Annotated in this window: 20 protein-coding genes; 15 read left to right on the top strand and 5 right to left on the bottom strand. The window is 69.9% G+C overall.

The window, feature by feature from the left end; genetic code table 11:
* The first annotated feature begins 105 nt into the window (after positions 1 to 105).
* Positions 106 to 702, top strand: a complete 597-nt coding sequence (locus FNH24_RS11880) for a TetR/AcrR family transcriptional regulator (protein ID WP_152362399.1) — start codon at positions 106 to 108, stop codon at positions 700 to 702.
* Here the strand turns inward: FNH24_RS11880 and FNH24_RS11875 are convergent.
* Together FNH24_RS11875 and FNH24_RS11870 are read right to left on the bottom strand one after the other, a co-directional pair.
* A complete protein-coding gene (locus FNH24_RS11875; RefSeq protein WP_152362398.1) occupies positions 693 to 2,276 on the bottom strand; it encodes an alkaline phosphatase D family protein in 1,584 nt (527 codons plus the stop codon). The two genes, FNH24_RS11880 and FNH24_RS11875, sit on opposite strands and share 10 nt — an antisense overlap.
* A gap of 70 nt (positions 2,277 to 2,346) precedes the next feature.
* A complete protein-coding gene (locus FNH24_RS11870) occupies positions 2,347 to 2,925 on the bottom strand; it encodes a helix-turn-helix domain-containing protein (RefSeq protein ID WP_152362397.1) in 579 nt (192 codons plus the stop codon).
* A gap of 104 nt (positions 2,926 to 3,029) precedes the next feature.
* On the opposite strand from FNH24_RS11870, the gene FNH24_RS11865 reads away from it, so the two are divergent.
* From FNH24_RS11865 to FNH24_RS11850, 4 genes are read left to right on the top strand one after another with little or no spacing between them, the layout of a single operon-like run.
* A complete protein-coding gene (locus FNH24_RS11865) occupies positions 3,030 to 3,680 on the top strand; it encodes an AzlC family ABC transporter permease (protein WP_246186854.1) in 651 nt (216 codons plus the stop codon).
* Entirely contained in the window at positions 3,677 to 3,997 is a 321-nt protein-coding gene (locus tag FNH24_RS11860) for an AzlD domain-containing protein (protein ID WP_217428172.1), read from the top strand. Before FNH24_RS11865 ends, FNH24_RS11860 begins: the two co-directional genes overlap by 4 nt.
* A 56-nt stretch (positions 3,998 to 4,053) precedes the next feature.
* A complete protein-coding gene (locus FNH24_RS11855; RefSeq protein WP_152362395.1) occupies positions 4,054 to 4,371 on the top strand; it encodes an EthD family reductase in 318 nt (105 codons plus the stop codon).
* On the top strand, positions 4,368 to 5,474 hold the full coding sequence (locus FNH24_RS11850) for a Gfo/Idh/MocA family protein (RefSeq protein WP_152362394.1): 1,107 nt from the start codon (positions 4,368 to 4,370) through the stop codon (positions 5,472 to 5,474). Before FNH24_RS11855 ends, FNH24_RS11850 begins: the two co-directional genes overlap by 4 nt.
* A gap of 134 nt (positions 5,475 to 5,608) precedes the next feature.
* On the opposite strand, the gene FNH24_RS11845 is transcribed toward FNH24_RS11850, so the two are convergent.
* Positions 5,609 to 6,319 carry an MOSC domain-containing protein gene (locus tag FNH24_RS11845; RefSeq protein WP_217428171.1) on the bottom strand — a complete coding sequence of 237 codons (711 nt, stop codon included), beginning with the start codon at positions 6,317 to 6,319 and terminating at the stop codon, positions 5,609 to 5,611.
* A gap of 214 nt (positions 6,320 to 6,533) precedes the next feature.
* Here FNH24_RS11845 and FNH24_RS11840 point away from each other — a divergent pair, with 214 nt between their 5' ends.
* The 8 genes from FNH24_RS11840 (at position 6,534) to FNH24_RS11805 (ending at position 18,398) form a co-directional block, all read left to right on the top strand.
* On the top strand, positions 6,534 to 7,241 hold the full coding sequence (locus FNH24_RS11840) for a ZIP family metal transporter (RefSeq protein ID WP_152362393.1): 708 nt from the start codon (positions 6,534 to 6,536) through the stop codon (positions 7,239 to 7,241).
* 2 nt (positions 7,242 to 7,243) lie between these two features.
* Positions 7,244 to 8,245 carry a DUF4037 domain-containing protein gene (locus tag FNH24_RS11835; RefSeq protein WP_152362392.1) on the top strand — a complete coding sequence of 334 codons (1,002 nt, stop codon included), beginning with the start codon at positions 7,244 to 7,246 and terminating at the stop codon, positions 8,243 to 8,245.
* Positions 8,246 to 8,299: 54 nt separating this feature from the next.
* On the top strand, positions 8,300 to 8,755 hold the full coding sequence (locus FNH24_RS11830; protein ID WP_152362391.1) for a prevent-host-death protein: 456 nt from the start codon (positions 8,300 to 8,302) through the stop codon (positions 8,753 to 8,755).
* 238 nt (positions 8,756 to 8,993) lie between these two features.
* Complete coding sequence (locus FNH24_RS11825) at positions 8,994 to 9,599, top strand: GtrA family protein (RefSeq protein WP_246186853.1); 606 nt, start codon at positions 8,994 to 8,996, stop codon at positions 9,597 to 9,599.
* 140 nt (positions 9,600 to 9,739) lie between these two features.
* Positions 9,740 to 13,315, top strand: a complete 3,576-nt coding sequence (gene smc, locus FNH24_RS11820; RefSeq protein WP_152362389.1) for a chromosome segregation protein SMC — start codon at positions 9,740 to 9,742, stop codon at positions 13,313 to 13,315.
* Positions 13,316 to 13,319: 4 nt separating this feature from the next.
* On the top strand, positions 13,320 to 14,357 hold the full coding sequence (locus FNH24_RS11815; RefSeq protein WP_152362388.1) for a LacI family DNA-binding transcriptional regulator: 1,038 nt from the start codon (positions 13,320 to 13,322) through the stop codon (positions 14,355 to 14,357).
* A gap of 61 nt (positions 14,358 to 14,418) precedes the next feature.
* A complete protein-coding gene (locus tag FNH24_RS11810) occupies positions 14,419 to 16,524 on the top strand; it encodes an ABC transporter ATP-binding protein (protein WP_152362387.1) in 2,106 nt (701 codons plus the stop codon).
* On the top strand, positions 16,521 to 18,398 hold the full coding sequence (locus FNH24_RS11805) for an ABC transporter ATP-binding protein (protein ID WP_152362386.1): 1,878 nt from the start codon (positions 16,521 to 16,523) through the stop codon (positions 18,396 to 18,398). The genes FNH24_RS11810 and FNH24_RS11805 overlap by 4 nt, the downstream gene beginning before the upstream one ends.
* A 10-nt stretch (positions 18,399 to 18,408) precedes the next feature.
* Here FNH24_RS11805 and FNH24_RS11800 read toward each other — a convergent pair whose 3' ends face one another.
* On the bottom strand, positions 18,409 to 19,425 hold the full coding sequence (locus tag FNH24_RS11800) for an SDR family NAD(P)-dependent oxidoreductase (RefSeq protein ID WP_152362385.1): 1,017 nt from the start codon (positions 19,423 to 19,425) through the stop codon (positions 18,409 to 18,411).
* 60 nt (positions 19,426 to 19,485) lie between these two features.
* On the opposite strand from FNH24_RS11800, the gene FNH24_RS11795 reads away from it, so the two are divergent.
* Positions 19,486 to 20,109, top strand: a complete 624-nt coding sequence (locus tag FNH24_RS11795) for a TetR/AcrR family transcriptional regulator (RefSeq protein WP_152362384.1) — start codon at positions 19,486 to 19,488, stop codon at positions 20,107 to 20,109.
* A gap of 52 nt (positions 20,110 to 20,161) precedes the next feature.
* Positions 20,162 to 20,905, top strand: a complete 744-nt coding sequence (locus FNH24_RS11790) for an SDR family oxidoreductase (protein ID WP_152362383.1) — start codon at positions 20,162 to 20,164, stop codon at positions 20,903 to 20,905.
* 519 nt (positions 20,906 to 21,424) lie between these two features.
* Here the strand turns inward: FNH24_RS11790 and FNH24_RS11785 are convergent.
* Positions 21,425 to 22,966: an alpha-N-arabinofuranosidase gene (locus tag FNH24_RS11785; RefSeq protein ID WP_152362382.1), complete on the bottom strand. Its 1,542-nt coding sequence runs from the start codon at positions 22,964 to 22,966 to the stop codon at positions 21,425 to 21,427.
* Positions 22,967 to 22,993: the final 27 nt, after the last annotated feature.

Genomic DNA, 22,993 nt, shown 5'->3' with positions numbered 1-22,993 from the left:
CTCGCGGTGATCGACGGCGATCCGAAATTTCGGGAATGATGCCCATTATGAAGTCGTACCCGGTCAGGCTTCAAGCCCGATCGGGCCCGACGTTAGGATTTCGCCATGGGACTTCGGGAGCTGAAGGCGGAGCGGAACCGCCACCGCATCGCCGAGGTGGCGCTCGACCTGTTCCTGACCCAGGGGTTCGATGAGACCACGATGGAGCAGATCGCCGAGCGGGCCGAGGTCGGCTCCACCACGTTGTATCGCTACTTCCCGAGCAAGGATCTGATCGCGCTGGAACCGTTCCGTGCCGGGCTGGCCCTGGGCGAGGCACTGCGTGGCCGGCCGGCGGAGGAGCCGCTGGCCGAGTCGCTCGGCGCCGTCGTGATCGGGGTCCCGGGCGCCGACTTCGGCGATCTCGACCGGTTCGCCCGGCTGCGCGAACTGGTCGACCGGACACCGGGACCGCGGGCGAAGCTGTGGGACCTGCTGGCGCACAGCCGCGACGACTTCGCCGCGGCGCTGGCCGACCGGATGGGCCGGGACCCGGCCGAGCCCGAGGTGGCGCTGACCGCGTTGATCGCGTTCGGGGTCTGGCACCTCGCCTGGGACCGTTGGTGGGCCGGTGATCGTTCGGTCGAGCACGCCGCGGTGGCCCGGACCCTGCTGGCCGAGCTCAGCCGGGTGCCGGTGATCATTCCGGCTGCTCAGGCCTGATCGATCGGCCCCGGCTCGACGTTGCGGATGCCGGGCACGCCGCCCTCGACGTAGACGCTCGCGGCGAGTTGGATCGGCGCGTCCGGCCGGGTCACGTACGGCACGATCTTGTAATCGGTCCGCCATTCCCGGTGGGTGACGGTGCAGGTCGCGTAGCCGCGCTGCGCGTTGTGGAACCGCAGGTGCGGGTTCTCGGCCAGCCAGATCCGGCCCAGGTTGTCCATCGCGGTGCCGTCGCGGCCGGAGCTGATCGAGGTGCCGAGGAACTCCGCCCCGACCGTGGCCGAGCCCGGGTCGTCGAAGTTGATCTTGAGATCGGCGGCGGTGCTGCGGTGCGCGTCACCGGTGAGCACGACGAAGTTGTCCACCTGGCGATCATGGACGGCGTTGAACAGCCGTTGCCGGGCCGCGGTGTAGCCGTCCCACGGGTCGAGGCCGTAGCGCGTGTCCGGCCCTTCGGTGTGGTCGGCCTGAAACATGAACACCTGATTGCCGAGGATGTCCCAGCGACTCCGGGATCGCCCGAAGCCGTCCAGCAGCCAGCGCTCCTGCTCGGTGCCGAGCATCGTGCGGGCCGGGTCGTGGCGATCTTCCTGCAGGGTCGGCTGGACGTCGCGGAACTGCCGCGTGTCGACCATGTGCAGGGTGGCCAGCCGGCCGTACGGGAGCCGCCGGAACAACTGCATGTCCGGCCCGTCCGGCTTGGCCGTCAGTCGCAACGGCTGGTTCTCGTAGAACGCCTGGAAGGCGTCGGCCCGGCGCTTCAGGAACACCGCCGGATCCTGGTCCGGCTCGCTGTCCGGCTGGGAGTGGCTGCTGGCCCAGTTGTTCTCCACATCATGATCATCGACGGTGACCAGCCAGGGAAAGGCCGCGTGCGCCGACTGCAGCTCGGGATCGGACTTGTACTGACCGAACCGGACCCGGTAGTCGGCGAGCGAGAAGACCTCCGTCGTCGGCAGGTGGCCGCGACCGATGGTGCTCGTCCCGCCGCCCTCATAGATGTAGTCGCCGAGGTGGACCATGAAGTCCAGATCCTCGGCGGCCAGGTGGGTGAAGGCGGTGAAGAAACCTTCGGGGTAGTTCTGGCAGCTGGCGAAGGCGAACTTGAGCTCCCGTACCGCGGCCGAGGCCTCGGGCGTGGTCCGGGTCCGGCCGACCGGGCTGAGCTGACCGCCGGCCCGGAACCGGTACCAGTAACGGCGATCCGGGCGCAGGCCGGCCACCTCGACGTGGACCGAGTGGCCGAGGGCCGGCGAGGCCGAGGCGGTGCCGCGGGACACGATCTTGGCGAACCGCTCGTCCTCGGCGACCTCCCAGTCGACCGGCACGACCGAGTCGGGCATCCCGCCGGTCCCGTCCGGGCTGACCGGGTCCAGCGCGAGCCGGGTCCAGATCAGGACGCTGTCGGAGAACGGTTCGCCCGACGCGACGCCGAGCCGGAACGGGTCGTCGGGGAAGGTCGTGCCGGCCCAGGCGCGCCCGGGGTCGCTGAGGTGGCTGCTGACGGCTACCGCGAGGGCGCCGCCTCCGGCCAGGCCGAGGAATCGTCGTCGATCCGGTTGGGTTCGCATAGCGAATCCAAACCCGGAGACGGGTATTCGGTCAACCAGAAGTCCATGAACAACTGGTCATAATTGACGGTCAGGCGCGGGTGTGTTCCGAGACCAGCACGGCGGCGGTGTTCGGTTCGAGCGCCCGGAAGACGTGGGCGACATCGCCCGGATAGGACAGATAGTCGCCTGGCGCGAGCTCGACCGGTTCGTCGGCCGGGCCGACCTCGGCCCGCCCGGAGCTCATGATCACGTGCTCGACCACGCCCGGCAGGTGCGGGTCGGAGTCGCGGGCGGAGCCGGGCTGAGCGGTGACCAGGAAGATGTCGCGGCGGGCCGACGGCGGGCTGGCGGCGAGCAGGGTGGCGACGTAATCGGCCCGGTCCGAGGCGACCGCCGGCCCCTCGCCGGCCCGGATCAGCCGGATCGGCGCCCGCTGTGGTTGGACCAGGTGCGCGATCGGCACATCGAGCGCGGTGCTCAGGGCCCACAGGGTTTCCACGCTCGGGTTTCCGGAGCCGGACTCGAGCTGCGACAGCGTGGACTTGGCGATCCCGGCCTTGCGGGCGACCTCGCCCAGCGACAGGCCGGTCCGCCGGCGCTCGGCCCGCAGTGATGCGGCGATCACGTCCAGCGGTGCCCGGGTGCGGGCCGGCCGGTCCTCGGTCATGCAGCTCCGATCGTCTCATCGTACGATCGTTCGATTTGACGAACGACCATGGTGCGTTCACCGTAGACTACATGCGTTCGATATGGCGAACGGCTGATCGAGGGATGGTCCGCGATGTCGCCGTGGTCTGTGCCGCGGTGGCGCTGGTGGCGGTGTCGTACGGGGCGATCGCGGTCGGCTCCGGCTTCGACCTCTGGGTGCCGGCCCTGCTCTCGGTCACCGTGCTGGCGGGGTCGGCCGAGTTCCTGTTCGTCGGCATCCTCGCCGCCGGTGGTGGTCCGGTGGCGGCCGTGGCGGCCGGCCTGCTGGTCAATGCCCGACACCTGCCGTTCGGCCTGTCCGTCGCCGACACCGTCGGCATCGGCTGGCGCCGGTTGTTGGGCAGCCATCTGATGAACGACGAGTCGGTCGCGCTGGCTCTTGGTCAGACCGACCCGGAGCGGCGTCGCGCGGTGTTCTGGCTCTGTGGGTTGGGCGTACTGATCTGCTGGCCCGGCGGTGCCGTGCTCGGCGGGCTGCTCGGCGGCCTGGTCGCCGCGCCGGAGCAACTGGGCCTGGACGCGATGTTTCCAGCGGTGCTGCTGGCCGTGGCCGTACCGGCGCTGAAGCGGCCGGGGGTACGGCGAGCGGCGGGCGTCGGCTGTCTGATCGCACTCGTCGGCACGCCGTTCCTGCCGCCCGGCCTGCCGGTCCTGGTCGCCCTGACCGGTCTGCTCACCATGATCATTCCCGCCGTTCGGAAGGCGCGCAGGTGAATTCGCTGACCTTGATCATCGCCGCCTTGGCGCTCGCCGTCGGCACCTACGCGTTCCGGCTGGCCGGCCCGTTGCTGGCCCATCGGATCGACGTACCGGAACGGATCCGGGAGTTGATCGACACCTCGACCGTGGTCCTGTTGCTGGCCGTGGTGGCGACCACGTCCGTAGCGGAGGGGCAGCACTTCGCCGGCTTCGCCCGGCCGATCGGGGTCGTCGTCGCGGGGGTGCTGGCCTGGCGCCGGGCACCGTTCGTGATCACCGTGACCGCCGCCGCCGCGGTGGCGGCCGGGCTGCGCCTGATCGGGGTTCCGTAGCCGGCCTCGGGGGCGACCTGAGATCGTTGATCAACCGCAGAACAGAGAGGCCGATCATGTACAAGCTCGTCGTGCTCTACCGGACGCCCGATTCGCCGCCGGACTTCGACCGGTACTACAACGAGACCCACATCCCGATCGCCAAAGGGATGCGAGGCCTGACCCGGTGGACCGTGACCAAGTTCGAGCCGGCCCCGGACGGCACACCGCCGGAGTTCTACTACGCGGCCGAGCTCTACGCCGAGACCCGTGCCGACCTGGAAGCGATCCTCACCTCCGAGGAGGGTGAGGCGGCCTGGGCGGACGTGGCCAACTTCGCCTCCGGCGGTGCGGTCCGGCTGTTCGGCCCGGAGGAAGATGTGCCGGTCGCATGATCGACGTGATCGTCGTTGGCCTCGGCTTCGGCGCCGCCTTCGCGCCGATCTACGTCGCGCACCCCGAGGTCGGCCGGGTCGCGCTCGTCGACAGCGACCCGGACCGGTTGGCTGCGGTCGGCGACGAGCTCGGCCTGCCCGACCGCTTCGACAGTCTGGAGCAGGCGCTGGCGGCCGACGGCTGGGATGCGGTGCATCTGCTCACTCCGGTGGCTCTGCACGCCGATCAGGTGGAGTTGATCTTGGATTCGGGCCGGCACTGCGCCAGCGCCGTACCGATGGCGACGACGCTGGAGGACTGTGATCGGCTGATCGCCGCGGAGCGGCGCAGCGGCCGGAATTACATGATGATGGAGACCGCGGTGTATTCCCGCGAGATCTTCCATGCCCGCCGGCTGCTCGACCAGGGCGCCCTGGGCCGGCTCAGCTACTTCCGCGGCGAGCACCTGCAGAACCTGGACGGCTATCCGCCGTACTGGCTCGGGTTTCCGCCGATGCACTACGTGACGCACGCGCTGTCGCCGGCCCTGGCGCTGGCCGGGACCCGCGTTGCCTCCGTCCGTTGCCTCGGCTCGTCCCGGCTGGCGCCCGATCGGATCGGCGTCGGCGGGCCGGGCTTCGGCACCGAGGCGGGTCTGTTCCGGCTGGCACCGCCGGCCGGCGACCCGGCCGCCGATGATCTTGTCGCCAACATCACCATGTCGTTCTTCCAGCTCGGCCGGTCCTATCTCGAAGGATTCTCGGTGTACGGCGACGAGGGTGCCCTGGAGTGGCCGCAGTTGGAGGGCGGGCCGATGAAGGAGTTCGCGATGGAACCGGCGCGATCCGGCCAGCGGGGCCGCCCGGTGTCGGTCGCCGACGTCCATCCCGCCGGCGCACCGGAGCTGTTGCCGGAACCCCTGCGCCCCTTCGCCGACGGCGGCCATGGCGGCTCGCATCCCCATCTGGTGCACGAATTCGTCTCCAGCATCGTCGAAGCTCGGCCGGCCAAGATCAACGCCCGGCAGGCCGCAACCTTCACCGCCCCCGGCATCTGCGCCCACGCCTCCGCCCTGGCCGACGGCGCCGAGATCACCGTCCCGGACTACGTCCAGAACCAGTGATCACGCTGCAAGACAACTGGCCTTTGCCCTTCGACACGCTCAGGGAACGAACACCCGAGCGTCCTCACGCCAGCCGGAACGATCACCTGGCGACGCGATGCTGCGACGACTGCGATGATTCGCCGAGTCATGCATCAGACGAACAGGATGTCGGCGGCGACGCGAACCTCGGCGGGAACGACGACGGTGGCATAGACGCCGGCGGCTGAGCCGCGGGTCTTGGCGACCAGGCGGAGTAGCTCCGGGCTCACCTGGCCGGTCTCCGGATCGACGTTGATCGCCACGCACCGTTTGTCGGATCGGTCGACCCGGAGCACGGCGTCGCCGATCCGCAGGGTGCGGCCGACCCAGGAGTCCTCGACGAACGGCTCATCGGTCTCGACCAGCAGGTTCGGTCGGAACCGGCGCGGGTCGACCGGGAGACCGGCGGTCCGGCACAACTCCGCCGCGGTCGCGCTGCCGATCAACGAGACGGGCATCGTGTCGAAGGCGCCGCGATGCAACCGCATCAGGCGCAACCGGGCACCGAGTTGCTCGGCCAGCGCCGGATCGGTGACCTCGAGGGTTTCGCCGGCCGGGGTCAGCACCTCGGCCGTCGAGGCGTCCGGCCGGCCCGGATCCCTGAGTCGCGCCGAATACAGCCACATCCGAGGTTCCTCGCGGATCGTGTGCCAGGGAAATCCGTTGGATTCATGATCGGGTCGAACGAACGCCCATCGCCGGTCGCCGGCCAGGCCGTGCCAGGAGACGGCGGCCGACTCGAGTGATTCACCGGCCATCGATTTCACCGGATAGCGCCAGATCCGGGCGAGCCGCGCCGCCACACCGTCCGCTGCGTTGTCCACGCGCACGCCTTTCGATCATCAGGCGCCCTTGATCAACAAGGTCCCGCCGGAGCGTTGCGGCACCCGTACGTCGCGGGCCCGCTGCAGCGCCTCTCCAGGGACGCAACATCGTAACTCCGCTGGTCGTGGACGAGGAGGGCCACCGCGTACGCGCTCGCCGGCCCGGATGGCGCAGGAGTCGATCGGCGACGGCGGACCCAGTAGCGTGACCACCGTGCTGGCAGCGTTGGGATGGGGCGCGGTAGCGGCGAGTTCGCTGGTGATCGGGGCCGTGCTGGGCATGATCAGGAAGTGGCACGCCGGGGTGGTCGGCGGTGTGCTGGCGTTCGGCGCCGGCGCGCTGATCTCCAGCGTCGCTTTCGAGCTGGCTCAGGAGGGCCTGGCCATCGGCGGCCCGGTCCCGGTGGCGATCGGGCTGGCCGTCGGGGCGTTGGCCTTCTTCGGTGCGAACGCCGCGGTGGACCGGATCGGCGGCCGGGCCGGCGGTGGGTCCGGGGGACTGCCGCTCGCGCTCGGCTCGCTGTTGGACGGAATCCCGGAGCAAGCGGTGCTCGGCATCGGCCTGGCCGCGGGCGAGGGGGTCAGTGTCGCCCTGCTGGTGGCGATCTTCATCTCCAACCTGCCCGAGGGGATCGGCTCGGCCAGCGACATGCGGGCGGCCGGCAAGTCCGTCCGCTCGGTGACCAGCCTGTGGATCGTCGTCTCCGTCGCCTGCGCCCTCGCGACCCTCGGCGGTTACGCCCTCGCCAGCGTCGCCGGCCCCGAGGTGAAGGGCGCGATCGACGGCTTCGCGGCGGGCGCGCTGTTGGTGATGCTGGTCGACTCGATGATCCCGGAGGCGAAGGAGAAGGCTGGCAACCGGGCCGGCCTGCTCACCGTGATCGGCTTCGCCGTCGCCGCCGCGCTCTCCAACCTCGTCTGATCATGGAGCGTTACGTTCCGGGCCTCGAGCTCAGTCGCCGGTTGTACGAGGAGCTCGTCGGACCCGTGCTGGCGGCGGAGCATCCGGATCTGGCCTACAGTGCGGCGCTGCTCGGTCGCGGCTCGGAAGTGCTTGGCTACGACGATCCGCAGTCGGCCGACCATGATCGACAGGCACGGCTGTTGATCTTCCTCGGTGCCGCCGCAGAGAGCGAAGCGGTTGAGGCGACGATTCGGCGGGTGCTGCCGGATCGCTTCGGCGGCGCGCCGACGGGCGTCACCGTGAACACCCTGCACAACTATCTGCAAGATCAGCTCGGCGTCACTCCTGATCACCGGCCGCCCACCGTGTCGGACTGGCTCGGCCTCTCGGAGCCGCGGTTGCTGATGTTCACCGCAGGCGAGGTCTTCCATGATCAGGTCGGGCTGCGGCACGAGCGCGACCGGTTCTCCTACTATCCGCACGAGCTGTGGCTCTATTTCCTGTCCGCGATGTGGTGGCGACTGCACCCGGAGCAGAATCTGGTCGGCCGCGCCGGTCAGGTCGGCGACGAGCTCGGCTCCGCCCTGATCGGTGCCGAGCTGGTCCGCGACATGATCCGGCTCTGCTTCCTGCAGGAACGCCGCTACGCCCCGTACTCGAAATGGTTCGGGACCGCCTTCGCCCGGTTGCCTGGTGCCGACACGCTGGCGCCTCTGTTTCGCGCTGTGCTCCGGGCCGAGTCGTGGCCGGACCGGGAGGAGGCGTTGATCGCCACCTATCGCCAACTGGCGGCGCGGCAGAACGCGCTCGGGGTGAGCGACCCCGTACCGACCGAGATCGTGCGGCTGTGGGACCGCCCGTTCCGGGTGCTCTGGGGCGACTTCCCGGGAGCGTTGCAGGCCCGGATCCGGGACCCGGAGGTACGCGCTCTCGTCAGCCGCTTTCCGGCCGGCGGCATCGACCGGGTCCGGGAGGTGCTTCCCCGCCGACCCGTGTTCCGCGCACCTGGGGATGCTCCTTGAGCGGGCGCACTGGCTATCTTGAATTCAGAACGTGTTCTGAACTATCGTGACGGTATGGTCATCGCCGCGGAATCCCGCACCGTCTTCCAGTCTTCCGACCTCAGCCGATCGTCTGCTGAGGTTTTCGCCGCTGCCACCGACCACCCGGTTGAGGTCACTCGGCGTGATGGTGAGTCGCTGGTCCTGATGTCTGAGCGCGAGAACCGTGCACGGACCGCTCTTCTTGAACTGGCAGCGCAGTTGATCGCCGTCTCGACCAGCACCGAAGGGACCCTTGTTGACCGTATGAGTGATCGCTTTCCTTGGATGCTTGCCTTCCGTCCCGAGGATCGCGAGGAGTGCGCGGTGAAGGTCCTGACTGCTGCCCGGGCGTCGTTCGCAACCGGGCAATCCCACCTGGCGATCGCCGAACTCACCGCGTGGAGGGAAACCGCTACCGCCATCGCTGCTGGGCTCGGGCGAACTCCCACAGAGTGGATCGAAGACGGCGAAGTCGTAGCGCGTCCCTGACCTATGGCCAAGGACACCAGGGTCGAGGGCCAAGTGGTTCATCTGGAGCGGGTGCACACATCTCACCCGAACGACACCAAGTAGTGGTTACGGCTGATCACTGCGTTGCCGAGACCGCGGCACACGCGGTCGTCCGGCGACATCGTCCAGCGCCCGGGGTGAACTGCCGATTTCCGTACTCCACAGGGTTGGGCGGTAGGCTCGAAGAATCGTGGAACGACTCCGGCACTATCTCTTCGTGCGCCACCGTCACAACTGGCTCCTGCTGATCCGGTTCGGGCTGGTCGGCGCGTCCGGCGTGCTGGTCAACCTGATCACCGTCGTGCTGTTGAAGCGGACCGGGCCGCATTTCGACGACATCGCCATCGATCTGCCGCTGACCGATTTCAACGTCCGCTGGTATCACGTCTTCTCGATGATCGCGTTCCTGGTCGCCAACCTGTGGAACTTCCAGCTGAACCGCAAGTGGACCTTCCGCAGCGCCGAGCACAGCGGCTGGTGGCGGGAGTTCGGGCCGTTCCTCGCGGTCGGCCTGGTGGCGCAGTTGATCGGCCTCGGCATCCTGACCCTGCTGATGCACCCAGGGTCGATCTTCTCGCTGCCGTCGGATCTGCTGGACAACTCCAACGGCTTCCGGACCAAGTACTACTGGGCCCAGTTGATCACCATCGGCTTCACCGTGCCGATCTCGTTCGTGCTCAACAAGCTGTGGACGTTCTCGGCCGTCCGCCGCGGCCGCCACGTCAGTTTCGAGTCCGAACTCCAGGCCGAGATCGCCCAGGAGCAACGACGGCCCGACGAGGAACCGGAGCCGGCCCTGCCGCGGGAAGAGGCCCGCCGCTGACGCGGAATCGGCGCCGGGGCTGACCTCCACGGTTAGCCCGGGCTGCTCGGTTAGGGTGTAATTTGCTTCCCCGGCCCTGACCGACCGGACTTCCGTACGATCCGGATCGCTGCTGCACGAGACAATTTGAGGGAACGCACGTGTACCTGAAGAGCCTGACCCTGAAGGGATTCAAGTCCTTCGCTTCGGCGACGACGCTGAATTTCGAACCAGGGATCACCTGCGTGGTCGGGCCGAACGGGTCGGGCAAGTCCAACGTCGTCGACGCCCTGAGCTGGGTGATGGGCGAGCAGGGGGTCAAGTCCCTGCGCGGCGGCAAGATGCAGGACGTCATCTTCGCCGGTACGTCCGGCCGCGCGCCGCTCGGCCGGGCCGAGGTCACGCTCACCATCGACAACACCGACGGCGCGCTGCCGATCGAGTACACCGAGGTCACGCTGTCCCGGACCATGTTCCGCAACGGCGGTTCGGAGTACGCGATCAACGGCCAGACCGCCCGGCTGCTCGACATCCAGGAACTGCTGTCGGACTCGGGCATCGGCCGGGAGATGCACGTCATCGTCGGCCAGGGCCAGCTCGACTCGATCCTGCAGGCGACGCCGGAGGGCCGGCGCGGCTTCATCGAAGAGGCCGCCGGTGTGCTCAAGCACCGGAAGCGCAAGGAAAAGGCGCTGAAGAAGCTGGAGTCGACCGAGGGCAACCTCAACCGGCTGAACGACCTGATCTCGGAGATCCGGCGCCAGCTGAAGCCGCTCGGCCGGCAGGCCGAGGTGGCCCGCAAGGCCGCGGTGATCCAGGCCGAGGTGCGCGACGCGAAGGCCCGGTTGATCGCCGACGACCTGGTCCAGGCGACGCTGGCGATGCAGTCCGACCTGGCCGACGAGAAGGCGATGCGGGATCGCCGGCGGGAGTTGGAAGAGGCGTTGGAGGTGGCGCGGGAGACCGAGACCGCCGCCGAGGAGTCGGTTCGCGAGGGCCTGCCGCGGCTGACAGCGGCCCAGGAGACCTGGTATTCCCTGGCCGCCCTGAAGGAGCGGGTCGCCAGCACCCTGTCGATCGCTCGGGAGCGGATGCGCAACGCCGAGTCCGATCCGGGGGAGGTGCGGCCCGGCCGGGATCCCGAGGAGTTGGAGCGGGAGGCCGAGGCGGTCGGCGAGCAGGAGGCCGAGCTGACCGCGCAGCTGGAGGAGAAATCGGAGGCGCTGGAGCTGGCCAGCGAACGCCGCGGCGAGCTGGAGGAGGCGCACCGGCTCGAGGAGACCCGGCTGGCAGGCCTGATCCGGGCCGCGGCCGACCGGCGCGAGGGTCTGGCCCGACTGACCGGGCAGGTCAATTCGTTGCGCAGCCGGGCCGAAGCGGCGGACGCCGAGATCGGCCGGCTCAGTGCCGCCCAGGCCGAGGCCGCCGAGCGGGCCGCCGTCGCCGAGCGCGCGTTCACCTCGCTCGAGTCGCGGGTGGCCGGGTTGGACGACGGCGAGGAAGGTCTGGACGCCGAGCACGAATCCGCCCAACAGGCCCTGGACGGGGTCGACGCCGAGCTCGCCGAACTGCGCCGGGCCGAGACCCAGGCCCAGCAGGAGCGGGCCGCGCTGGTCGCCCGGGTCGAAGCGCTCCAGGTCGGGCTGCGGCGCAAGGACGCCGGAGCGGCCCTGCTGGCCGCGACGGATCAGATGACCGGGCTGCTCGGCTCGGTTGCCGCCCTGGTCGGCGTCGAAGCCGGCTTCGAGACCGCGGTCGCCGCGGCCTTCGGCTACGCCGCCGACGCGGTGGCGGTGGCCGACCTGGACGCCGCCGTCGACGCGTTCGCCCATCTCAAGACCGAGGATCTTGGCCGGGCCGGGCTGCTGCTGGCCGGGGCACCGGCGTCGGACCGGGCCGCCTGGCCGACTCCGCCGGCCGGCGTCCGGTACGCGGTCGACGCCGTCGAGTGCTCGCCGGAGTTGCGGCCGGCGGTCGACCGGATGCTGCGCAAGGTCGCGGTCGTCGAGGATCTGCCGGCGGCGCGGGACCTGATCCGGCAGTACGCGGACCTGACCGCGGTCACCCGAGACGGCGACGTGCTCAGCGCCCACTTCGCCGCCGGTGGTTCGACCGCGCAGCCGAGCCTGATCGAGGTGCAGGCCGCGGTCGACGAGGCGGAGCAGAAGCTGGCCGCGGCCAACCACGCCTGCGACCGGCTGAAGTTCGCCCAGACCGAGCTGACCGAGCGGCACGCTCAGACCAAGCGGGACGTCGAGGTGACGCTGGCCCGGCTGCACGAGTCCGACGCCGCGATGGCGGCCGTCGCCGAGGAGTTGGGCCAGCTGTCGTCGACCGCCAAGGGCGCGCGCGGCGAGGCCGACCGGCTCGCCGCCGCGATCCAGGGGGCCGAGCAGGCCCGGGACGCCGACCTGTCCGGGCTGGCCGACCTGGAGCACCGGCTCGAGTTGGCCAGCGACGAGGCCGAGATCGACGAGCCCGACCCGGAGGAACGGGACCGGCTCGGCGAGGAGGCCCGGCTGGCCCGGGCGGCCGAGATGGATGCCCGGCTCGCGCTGCGCACGCTGGAGGAGCGGGTACGGGCCCTGGCCGGCCGCGCCGACGCGCTGCGGCAGGCCGCGGAGAACGAACGGCAGGCGCACGCCCGGGCGGTGGCCCGGCGGGAGCGGATGCTGCGCGAGGCGAAGATCGCCACCGCGGTGCACGCGGCCGGCAGCTATCTGGCCGACCAGGTCGAACGGTCGGTCGCTCTGGCCGCCACCGAACGGGCCGAGGCGGAGACCACCCGGGCCGAGGCCGAGGCGGTGCTGACCGAGGTCCGGAAGCGGGTCCGCGCCCTCGGCTCGGACTTCGAGTCGCTGGTCGACTCGGCGCACCGGGAGGAGATGGCCCGGGCCGAGCACCGGATGCGGATCGAGGCCCTGTCCGAGAAGGCGATGACCGAGCTGGGCCTGGAGCCGCAGGTGCTGGCCGACGAGTACGGACCGGAGCTGCCGGTGCCGGTGCTCGCCCACGAGGACGGCTCCTTGATCACCGACGAGGACGAGCGGCCGGAACCGGTGCCGTACGTCCGCGAGGAGCAGCAGAAACGGCTCCGTCGGGCCGAGCGTTCGCTGGGCCAGCTGGGCCGGATCAACCCGCTCGCGTTGGAGGAGTTCGACGCGATGGAGGAACGGCACCAGTTCCTCTCCGAGCAGCTGGAGGACCTGCGCAAGACCCGGACCGACCTGATCGACATCATCACCGAGGTCGACGCCCGGGTGGAGCAGGTGTTCGCCGACGCCTACGCCGACGTGGAGAACGCGTTCAACCGGGTCTTCACCCGGCTGTTCCCGGGCGGCGAGGGCCGGCTGGTGCTGACCGAGCCGGGCAACTGGCTGACCACCGGCGTCGACGTCGAGGCCCGGCCGCCGGGCAAGAAGGTGAAGCGGCTGTCGCTGCTCTCCGGCGGCGAGCGGTCCCTCGTCGCGGTCGCCTTCCTGGTCTCGCTGTTCATCGCCCGGCCCAGCCCGTTCTACATCCTGGACGAGGTCGAGGCGGCGCTCGACGACACCAACCTGGGCCGGCTGCTGGAGATCTACGAGGAGCTGCGGGAGAACAGCCAGCTGCTGGTGATCACGCACCAGAAGCGGACGATGGAGGTCGCCGACGCCCTGTACGGCGTCACGATGCGGGGCGACGGTGTGTCCGCGGTGATCTCCCAACGCCTCCGTACGGACGCGGAGTCCGTCGCCTGATGCCATGGTGAGACGCGGGGTCACGATGATCGACGTGGCTCAGGCCGCGGGCGTGTCGACGATGACCGTGTCCAACGTGATCAACGGCCGGTCGCAGCGGGTCAGCGAGGCCACCAAGCAACGGGTGCTGGCGACCATCGCCGAGCTGGGTTATCAGGTCAACCTCGCCGCCCGGCAGCTGCGGATGGGCCGCACCGGCCTGGTCGGCCTGGCCGTGCCGGACTTCGACTTCGGCTACTTCTCCGAGCTGGCCGACCGGCTGGCCGACCGGCTCGCCGAGCACGACCTGCGGCTGGTGATGGAACGCACCGGCGCCAGCCGCTCGGCCGAGCTGGACACCCTCTCCGCCCCGCGGCTGAGCAGCTACGACGGCTTCGTGCTCAGCGTCGTCGCCGGCGACCGCGATGATCTTGAACAGCTGCGGATCGACACCCCGGTGGTGCTGATCGGCGAGCGCGCGGTGCCGGCCCGGTTCGATCATGTGCTGATGGACAACGTCGGTGGGGCCCACGCCGCCACCGCGCTGCTGCTGCGGGCCGGGGCCCGCCGGATCGCCTTGCTGGGTGGGAAGACGTCGCGGCAGCAGACCATGCCGGCGTTGCGCACCCGCGGCTACCGCAAGGCCCACGAGGACGCCGGCGTGCCGATCGATCCGGCGTTGATCATCTCCTCGGTGCACCGGATCGAGGGCGCGTACGAGGCGGTCCGGACCCTGGTCGCCGACAAGATCGACTTCGACGCCGTCTTCGCCCTCACCGACACCACGGCCTACGGCGCCCTGCGGGCCCTGGCCGAGGCCGGCCGCCGGGTCCCGGACGACGTCCAGGTCATCGGCTTCGACAACCTGAGCGGCAGCCGGTTCACCACTCCGGCTCTGACCTCGGTGGAGCCCGACAACGACGCCATGGCCGACGCCATCTGCTCCCTGCTGGTCGAGCGGATCGCCCAGAGCTCGACCCCGGTGCCGGCCCGGGTGGTCATGCCGGCGGCCAAGATCATCGAACGCGAGTCCACCCGATTCGTCGGATCGGCGGCAAGTTAGGATCGGTGGGATTCGCCAAATTCCGGCATTCCCATCGGCACGCTCTCCTTCTTGGAAGTTCATGACCCTACGCACGTCCGGTTCGACCGGAACTCCGCCTCGACCGTCAGCCTCGCCGTCCTCGTCGTCGAAATCCTCCGACCAATCGGTCGCCGACGGCATCGGCAAGGCTCCGTCGGCGACTGCCGTCTTCCGCGAGGGTCTCGGACGCCTGTTCACGGCCTGCTGGGAGCGCCGGAAGATCTTCATCCCGTCGGTCCTTGCCGGGGTGGCGTTCGCCCTGCTGCAGGTGCTGACCGCCTCGCTGATCGGGCAGGTGACGCAGAACGTCATCGTGCCGTCGTTCGAGTCCGGCAGCCCGGTCCCGGGCGCCGTCGCCACGGCCGGTCTGCTGGTGTTCGGCATCGCGGTGCTGCGGGCGGTGGCGGTGGTCGGCCGGCGCACCCTGGCGTCGGTGACCCAGTTCCACCTGATCGCCGACTACCGGTTGCGGTTGACCCGGCGCCTGTCCGAGCTGCCGCTGCTGTGGCACCGGCGGCAGTCGACCGGCGCGCTGCTGTCGACGATGTACTCCGACATCGAGGCCACGTTCTTCGCCATCGCGCCGTTCCCGTTCGCCCTGGCGACGCTCGCGATGCTGGCGTACGCGGTCATCGTGGTCGCCGGCATCGACCCGGTGCTGCTGCTGATCATGGTCGTGACGGTGGCGATGCTGCTGGTGCTGAACATGGTCTTCCAGTCCAAGGCGGCGCCGATCGCGCTGGAGTCGCAGCGGCTGCGGGCCCAGGTGTCCGAGATCGCCCACGAGTCGTTCGACGGGGCCAACGTGGTGAAGTCGCTGGGCCGGGAGGACATCGAGGAGGAGCGGTTCGTCGACGCGGCGGACCGGTTGCGCCGCAACGGGATCCGCCTCGGCTACGTCCGCGGCTGGTTCGACCCGGTGATCGACGCCCTGCCCAACCTGGCCATCTTGTTGGTCGCCCTGGTCGGCACCTGGCGGATCGGGCAGGGGGCGCTGACCACCGGCGAGCTGATCCAGGTGGCGTACCTGTTCACGCTGATGGCGCTGCCGCTGCGCTCGTTCGGTTGGGTGCTCGGCGATCTGTCCCGGGTGGTCGTCGGCTGGCGGCGGACCAAGCGGATCCTCACCGCCCGCGACCAGCTCGGCTACGGTACGGCGACCGCCCCCGCCACCGGCCGGCCGGCCCGGGTGGAGTTCCGGGGTGTCACCCTCGAATACCGCGACTCGCACTCCGCGACCGGTCGCACCCGGCCGGATGCCGTCGCACTGCACCAGGTCGATCTCACCGCCGATGCCGAGACCGACGGCCGGGTGGTCGCGATCGTCGGCGCCACCGGCTCCGGCAAGTCGACCCTGACCCTGCTGGCCTCCCGGCTGCTGGACCCCACCGCCGGCCGGATCCTGCTCGACGGAGTGGAGCTGCGCGATCTCACCGCCGACTCGCTCGCCGCGTCCGTAGCCCTGGTGCTGCAGCAGGCCTTCGTCTTCGACTCCAGCGTCCGCGACAACGTCACCCTCGGTGAGCCGTTCTCGGACGCCGACGTCCGCTGGGCGCTGCGCATCGCCCAGGCCGAGGCCTTCGTCGACGCCCTGCCCGAGGGCCTCGACACCGTGCTCGGTGAGCGCGGCGGTTCGCTGTCCGGCGGGCAGCGGCAGCGGATCGCGCTGGCCCGGGCCCTGGTCCGCCGGCCCCGCCTGCTGGTGCTGGACGACGCCACCAGTGCCTGCGACCCGGCGATCGAGGCCGCGATCCTGGAAGGCATTCACCGGGAGATCACCGAAACGACGCTGCTGGTCGTCGCCTATCGCAAGTCGACGATCTCGATCGCCAGCCGGGTGGTGTTCCTCGAGCACGGCCGGATCACCGCCACCGGCCGTCACGCCGAGCTCCTCGACGAGGTTCCCTCGTACCGCGCCCTGGTCGACGCCTACGACGAGGCCGCCATCGCCCACGAGCTGCTCGAGCTGGATCGGTCCGCCGCCGAGGCCGAGCGCATCGACCGGCGGATCCCGGAGAAGAAGAGCGATCGGGCGCATGACGACCGGGAGCCGTCGCCGGACGACCCGGAGGTGTGGGTCGAGCTGGCCGAGGAACGGCACCGGACCGACTGCGAGGACGAGGAACGCCTGAAGGAGGAGAGATGAGCTCGCCGGCGCCCGAGAGCAGCAGCCTGGCCACCGATCAGCACCCGGAAGAGGGCACCATCACGACGATCCGTCGTGGGCTGGCGCTGACTCCGCAGGTCGCCAAGGGCCTGTGGCTGACGCTCGTCCTGGCCGTGATCACGACGGCCGGGAAGATCGTCGTCCCGGTGACGGTGCAGCGAATCATCGACGGAGCGATCGTCGGCGCCGACGGGATCGATCTGGGCTTCGTCGCGAGCAGCCTGGGGCTGGCCGCGCTCGTCCTCGCGGTGACGGTGACCTCCAACGTGTTCATGAACCGCCGGCTGTTCCGGGCCTCGGAGACCGCGTTGCGGGTGCTGCGGACCCGGGCGTTCCGGCACATCCACGACCTGTCGCTGCTCACCCAGTCCACCGAGAAGCGCGGCGCCCTGGTCTCCCGGGTGACCAGCGATGTCGACACCGTCAGCCAGTTCATGTCCTTCGGCGGCATCATGCTGATCGTGATGAGCCTGCAGGTGGTCATCGCGACGGTGGTGATGGCGATCTACTCGTGGCCGCTGGCGATCTTGACCTGGCTCTGCTTCGTGCCGGTGTTGCTGGCGATGACCCAGATCCAGAAACGGATCCGGTCCCGCTATCAGATCGTCCGGGCGCGGGTCGGCTCGATGCTCGGCTCGGTCTCGGAGTCCCTGGTCGGGTCCGCGACGATCCGTGCGTACGGGGTCACCGGCCGCACCAACGACGAGATGGACGGCACGGTCACCGAGGTCCGCGGCGCGCAACTGCGGGTGCTGCGACCGCAGGCGGTGTCGTTCTCCCTGTCGGAGATGAGCGACGGCTTCACCACCGGCATGGTGATCGTGGTCGGCATCTGGCTGGGCACGTCAACGGATCTGCTCTCGGTCGGGCAGTTGATCGCCTTCGTGTTCCTGGTGTCCCTGTTCAGCCAACCGGTCCGGATGGGCATCGAGATGCTGAACGAGGCCCAGAACGCGGTGGCCGGCTGGCGGCGGGTGCTCGGGGTCATCGACACGCCGGCCGACATCGCCGATCCCGGTGGCGCCATCGACCCGACGACCGGGCAGCGCGGCCCGGCGCGGCCCGACGCCGAGCGGCTGCCCGCCGGTCCGCTCGGGATCGAGATCGCCGACCTCCGGTACGCCTACCCGGGCGGACCCGAGGTGCTGCACGGCCTGAACGTGGCGATCCCGGCGCGGACGCACGTCGCGATCGTCGGCGAGACCGGCAGCGGCAAGACGACGCTGGCGAAGCTGCTGACGCGGATGATGGACCCGACCTCCGGCACCGTCCGGATCGGCGGGGTCGAGGTCGACCGGATCCCGTTCGACTCGCTGCGCGGCCGGGTGGTGATGGTGCCGCAGGAGGGCTTCCTGTTCGACGGCACCATCGCCGACAACCTGCGCTACGGCCGGCCGGACGCGAGCGAGCTGCAGATGCTCGCGGCGATGGAGGACCTCGGGCTGCTGGACTGGATCGAGTCCATGCCGCTCGGCCTCGACACCCCGGTGCACCAGCGCGGCGAGGCGCTCAGCGCGGGGGAGCGGCAACTCGTCGCCCTGGCCCGGGCCTACGTCGCCGACCCGGATCTGATCGTGCTGGACGAGGCGACCAGTGCCGTCGACCCGGCCTCGGACGTCCGGCTGCAGGCCGCCCTCGAGGGTCTGGTCCGGGGCCGGACGACGGTCACCATCGCGCACCGGCTGTCGACCGCCGAGCGCGCCGATCTGGTGCTGGTGCTGGACGACGGGCACGTGGCTGAGCACGGCCGGCACGCGGACCTGGTCGATCTTCCCGACGGCATCTACGCCCGGCTGCACCAGGCCTGGGTGGCGCACCGGGTCGGCGACGCGCGCCGCGAACCCGTGCACTGAGCCCGCTTGATCAACGAGCCGGGGTTGCGTCGGGCAGCCGGCCGTTGTCCAGCACGGTGTTCAGCAGTTCCTGGAGTTGATCACGGTCGGTGACGCCGTAGACCGGGCCCAGCGCGGCCAGCAGCTTGGCGAACTGATCATCCAGCGGCGCCGCCGCCAGCGCCCGGCCCAGCTCGGCCGGCTCCCAGCCGGCGCCCGGCTTCGTCACCGGTTCGCCGGCTGACCAGTTCCGGTTCGGGATCACCGTGCTGCCGCGGACCGTCAGCACCTGGCCGGTCAGCGGACAATCGGCCCGGGCGAGGTAGGCCGCGACCACTGCCTGGTGCACCGGGTCGAGCGGGTCGTACGCGTCGGCCGCCGGCCCGTCCATCCCGGGCACGTCGGCGGTGAGCCGGGTCCGCACCATCGACGGGGCGATCGCGTTGACCCGGATGCCGTACCGGGCGAGCTCCAGGGCGTGCACGATCGTCAGCGCGCCGACCCCGGCGTTGGCCGCCGCGTAGGCGCTGGCCAATGGCAGCGGGTTCAGCAGTCCCGAGCCGGAGCTGGTGTTGATGATCACCCGGTCCTCGCGGGATCCGGCGGCATGCCGATCCCGCCAGTGCTGCGCGGCCCAGTGGCTGACCGCGACGGTACCCTTCAGCTTGACCGCCAGCACACCGTCGAACGCGTCCTCGGTCAGCTCCATCAGGGATTGCGGCGCGTTGGTGCCGGCGTTGTTGATCACGATGTGCAGGTCGCCGAAGGCCTCGACCGCCGTCGCCACCAGCCGCCGCGCACCTTGCCAGTCGGTCACGCTGTCGGTGTTGCCGACAGCCTCGCGGCCGACGGCGATGATCTCCCGCACCACCGCCGCGGCGACCTCGCCGTCCGCTCCCGTACCGGTGCTGTCACCGCCCGGATCGTTGATCACCACGCGCGCTCCGCGGGCGGCGAGATAGTGCGCCTCCCGGCGCCCGATCCCTCGGCCGGCGCCGGTGATCAGTGCCACCCGGCCGGTCAGGTCCTTGCTGGGGTCATTATTCATGCATTGAGTGTATCAATACACTCAATGTAGTAATGCCTTTGGTGTAGCATTCTCGGCACCATGGAGGAGGAGCAGCCGGGGCGCCGGGAACGCAAGAAGCAGCAGACCCGTGAGGCGCTGATCGGGGCCGCGGTGCGGCTGTTCCGGGAGCGCGGCTTCGAGCAGACCACCGTCGCCGAGATCGCCGATGCGGCCGACGTCTCGACCCGCACCTTCTTCCTGCACTTTCCCACCAAGGAAGACGTTCTGTTCGCCGGTGGCCGGTCCCGGATCGAGGTCGGACTCGGGGTGATCGCCGAGCGTGGGTCCCGGGACCGGCCGGCCCGGCTGCTGGCCCGGGCCATCGAGGCGATGATCGCCGACTCCGCCGATCATGATCTTCCGGTCGGTCTGGCCGGGCTCCGGGCGGAGTTGGCCACTTCCTCGCCGGCGGTGCAGGCCGGGCTGCTGCAACGCCTGTTGCCGGCGTACGAGGAGCTGATCGACGCCTTGCGGGCGGCCTATCCCGACGAGCTGGACCAGGTGCGCGCCGCCGCCCTGGTCGGCTCCGCCGTCGGCGCCGTCAGCTTCGCCGCACTGACCAGCCTGCGCGGCGGCGACGACCCGGCCGCGGTCCGGCAGGCCATGATGACCGCCGTCGAGACCGCGTTGCCGAGCGGACGCCGGGCCGCCCCCGGACGGTGAGAGGTCGCTCACATTCCGTCACGAACCGGTGTGGGACCAGGTCTTCACCGGCATGACGAACTCTGATCAGACCTCGGTGTTGATCACCGGAGGCAACAAGGGACTCGGCCTCGAGTCCGCGCGGCGGCTCGGCGAACAGGGCTGGACGGTCTTCCTCGGCTCCCGCGACGAGGGTCGCGGTCGCGCGGCGGTCGAACAGTTGGCCGAGCACGGCGTCCGGGCCGTGCTGATCACGCTCGACGTGACCTCGGACGCCTCGGTCGCGGCGGCCGTCGACACCGTCCGGCAGCACACCGACCGGCTCGACGTGTTGATCAACAACGCCGGCGCCCCGGGACAGGTGCTGGCCCCGGCGGTGGCGACGGCGGCGGAACTCCAGGCCGTCTACGACACCAACGTGTACGGCCCGGTCCGGGTCACCCAGGCGTTCCTGCCGCTGCTCCGGGCCGCTGATCATCCACGGGTGGTGATGGTGTCCAGCGGCGGCGGATCGTTCTCGGTGGTGACCGATCCGGAGCAGGCCGTCTCGAAGCTCCACGAGCTCGCCTACAGCTCGTCCAAGGCCGCCCTGAACATGATCACCGTCCGCTACGCCCAGGCCCTCCCGGAGATCAAGTTCAACGCGATCACCCCCGGCGAGGTCGCCAACCACAAGTACACCGCCACCGACATGAACCACCACACCGGCCAGCTGACCGTGACCGAGGGCAGCGACGTGATCATCCGGCTGGCCACCATCGCCCCCGACGGCCCCACCGGCACCTTCAGCGACCGCCTCGGCCCCGTCCCCTGGTGATCAGGGGGTTGTGGCCGTTCGTTCCCTGAGCCTGTCGGCGCCTGTTCGTTGCCTGAGCCTGTCGGTTGTTCGTTCCCTGAGCCTGTCGAAGGGCAGGCCAGCTGGCGCCCTCCGGTTTCGGCCTGACGGCCGGAAAGACGCGCCAAGGACGGGCGGGTCATGGCGGTTGTCGCGTCAGGCGGCCGGGGCGCCGGTGTTGGGCGGCGGAGGTCGCGGGCTGGGCATCGACTGTGACTTCCCGGCCTTCCGACGCCGATCGAGCCGGGAAAAGTCACAGTCGATGATCCCGCCGCAGCGCAAACCGGCGCCGGCCGGACGTTCCCGGGGAACGCCGTGACCCGCCCGTCACCTGCCGCGTCTTTTCCGGCCGTGAGGCCGAAACCGAAGCCGGCAGCCAGCTGGCTTGCCCTTCGACAGGCTCAGGGAACGAACAACCGACAGCCTCAGGAAACGAAGGGTTCCTGCCTCTCGTGACCGGACCAAGGCACCCGGTTGGGCAAGATCAGACCGCGGCGGGAGTCACTTTCCCCGCGGCTCAGAATCAAGATCGACTTCAATGGTGGCGAAGGAATGCGGCGGAAGCTCGGCGGTCAAGGTCCCGTCGGTCAAGCGCACCTCGAACTCAACCGGAGACACGGCGCCTGGAGAAGCCGGGCTGTTGTGCGTTTGCGGCTGATCGGAGGTCAGCAGACGACCTCGCGGTGACCGGACAGCAAGTCCGCGTAGGTCGAAGTCGATCTTGGTCGCCGAGTCCAGCGACAGATTGGTCACGGAGATCAGCACGGTGCCGTCCTTGGTGCTGGCCGAGGCCGACACCGGGGTCAGGGCCGCGTCGTCGACCGAGATGGCGGCCGGGGTGTCGATCAGATGGACGGCCAGTGAAGCGGCGTCCTGGTGGCCCTTGTTCATCTCGAACACGTGGTAGGTCGGGGTCAACACCAGCGACCCGTCGTCGTCGGTCAAGATCATCGCCTGCAGCACGTTGACGGTCTGGGCGATGTTGGCCATCTTCAACCGGGCGGCGTGGCGGTGGAAGATGTCGAAGTGCAGGCCGGCGACCAGGGCGTCGCGCTGGGTGTTCTGCTGGAACAGGAAGCCGGGATTGGTGCCGGGCTCGACGTCCCACCAGGTGCCCCACTCGTCGCAGACCAGGCCGATCGTCCGGCCGGGATCGTAGGCGTCCATGACGGCGCTGTGGCCCTTGATCACGCGGTCGATGTCGGCCGCCTTGATCATGGTCCGGTAGTAGTCGTCGGCGCCGAACTCGGTGGCGCTGCCCTTGTGCTGCCAGGTGCCGGGGACGGTGTAGTAGTGGAAGGAGATGCCCTGGAAGAACTTCTTCGGGTCCTTCTTGCAGCCGAGGCAGGCGACGGCCTTCATCAGGGTCTCGGTCCAGGCCAGGTCGTCGTCGGAGGCGCCGGCGGCGATCTTGTACAGCTTGTTGTCACCATGATCACGACAGAACGTCGCGAACCGGCGCGCCTCGTCGGCGTAGGCCTCGGCCCGCATGTTGCCGCCACAGCCCCAGGCCTCGTTGCCGATCCCCCAGAAGGGCACCCGCCACGCCTCGTCCCGGCCATTGGCCTTGCGCTGGCGTACCGCCGGCGAATCGCCGTCGCGGGTCAGGTACTCCACCCACTCGCTCATCTCCTGCACGGTGCCGGAGCCGACGTTGCCGTTGACGTACGGCTCCGCGCCGAGCAGCTCGCACAGCGCCATGAACTCGTGGGTGCCGAAGTGGTTGTTCTCCTCGACATTGCCCCAGTGGGTGTTGACCATCACCGGCCGGTCGGCTTTCGGCCCGATCCCGTCGCGCCAGTGGTACTCGTCGGCGAAGCAGCCGCCGGGCCAGCGCAGGTTGGGGATGTTCAGCGCCCGCAGCGCCGCCACCACGTCGAGCCGGATCCCACCCTCGTTGGGGATCGGGGAGTCCTCGCCGACGTAGAAGCCGCCGTAGATGCAGCGCCCGAGGTGCTCGGCGAAGTGGCCGTACAGGTGCCGGTCGATCACCGGCCCGGTGACATCGAGATCGATCACGGCCCGGGCGGTCGAATTGGTCATGGAGACACCTCTCTACGATCAAGGTTT

Source organism: Microlunatus speluncae, assembly GCF_009299835.1.
Classification (GTDB): Bacteria; Actinomycetota; Actinomycetes; order Propionibacteriales; family Propionibacteriaceae; genus Microlunatus; species Microlunatus speluncae.
Note: the sequence above shows the minus strand (reverse complement) of the source record. Positions and strands in the feature narration are given on the sequence as shown.

What these genes read in the sequence shown, in the direction of transcription:
- FNH24_RS11880 (WP_152362399.1), top strand. Translation starts at nt 106, where the DNA reads ATGGGACTTCGGGAGCTGAAGGCGGAGCGGAACCGCCACCGCATCGCC.
- FNH24_RS11875 (WP_152362398.1), bottom strand. Translation starts at nt 2,276, where the DNA reads ATGCGAACCCAACCGGATCGACGACGATTCCTCGGCCTGGCCGGAGGC.
- FNH24_RS11870 (WP_152362397.1), bottom strand. Translation starts at nt 2,925, where the DNA reads ATGACCGAGGACCGGCCGGCCCGCACCCGGGCACCGCTGGACGTGATC.
- FNH24_RS11865 (WP_246186854.1), top strand. Translation starts at nt 3,030, where the DNA reads ATGGTCCGCGATGTCGCCGTGGTCTGTGCCGCGGTGGCGCTGGTGGCG.
- FNH24_RS11855 (WP_152362395.1), top strand. Translation starts at nt 4,054, where the DNA reads ATGTACAAGCTCGTCGTGCTCTACCGGACGCCCGATTCGCCGCCGGAC.
- FNH24_RS11850 (WP_152362394.1), top strand. Translation starts at nt 4,368, where the DNA reads ATGATCGACGTGATCGTCGTTGGCCTCGGCTTCGGCGCCGCCTTCGCG.
- FNH24_RS11835 (WP_152362392.1), top strand. Translation starts at nt 7,244, where the DNA reads ATGGAGCGTTACGTTCCGGGCCTCGAGCTCAGTCGCCGGTTGTACGAG.
- FNH24_RS11830 (WP_152362391.1), top strand. Translation starts at nt 8,300, where the DNA reads ATGGTCATCGCCGCGGAATCCCGCACCGTCTTCCAGTCTTCCGACCTC.
- FNH24_RS11815 (WP_152362388.1), top strand. Translation starts at nt 13,320, where the DNA reads ATGGTGAGACGCGGGGTCACGATGATCGACGTGGCTCAGGCCGCGGGC.
- FNH24_RS11810 (WP_152362387.1), top strand. Translation starts at nt 14,419, where the DNA reads ATGACCCTACGCACGTCCGGTTCGACCGGAACTCCGCCTCGACCGTCA.
- FNH24_RS11805 (WP_152362386.1), top strand. Translation starts at nt 16,521, where the DNA reads ATGAGCTCGCCGGCGCCCGAGAGCAGCAGCCTGGCCACCGATCAGCAC.
- FNH24_RS11800 (WP_152362385.1), bottom strand. Translation starts at nt 19,425, where the DNA reads ATGAATAATGACCCCAGCAAGGACCTGACCGGCCGGGTGGCACTGATC.
- FNH24_RS11795 (WP_152362384.1), top strand. Translation starts at nt 19,486, where the DNA reads ATGGAGGAGGAGCAGCCGGGGCGCCGGGAACGCAAGAAGCAGCAGACC.
- FNH24_RS11790 (WP_152362383.1), top strand. Translation starts at nt 20,162, where the DNA reads ATGACGAACTCTGATCAGACCTCGGTGTTGATCACCGGAGGCAACAAG.
- FNH24_RS11785 (WP_152362382.1), bottom strand. Translation starts at nt 22,966, where the DNA reads ATGACCAATTCGACCGCCCGGGCCGTGATCGATCTCGATGTCACCGGG.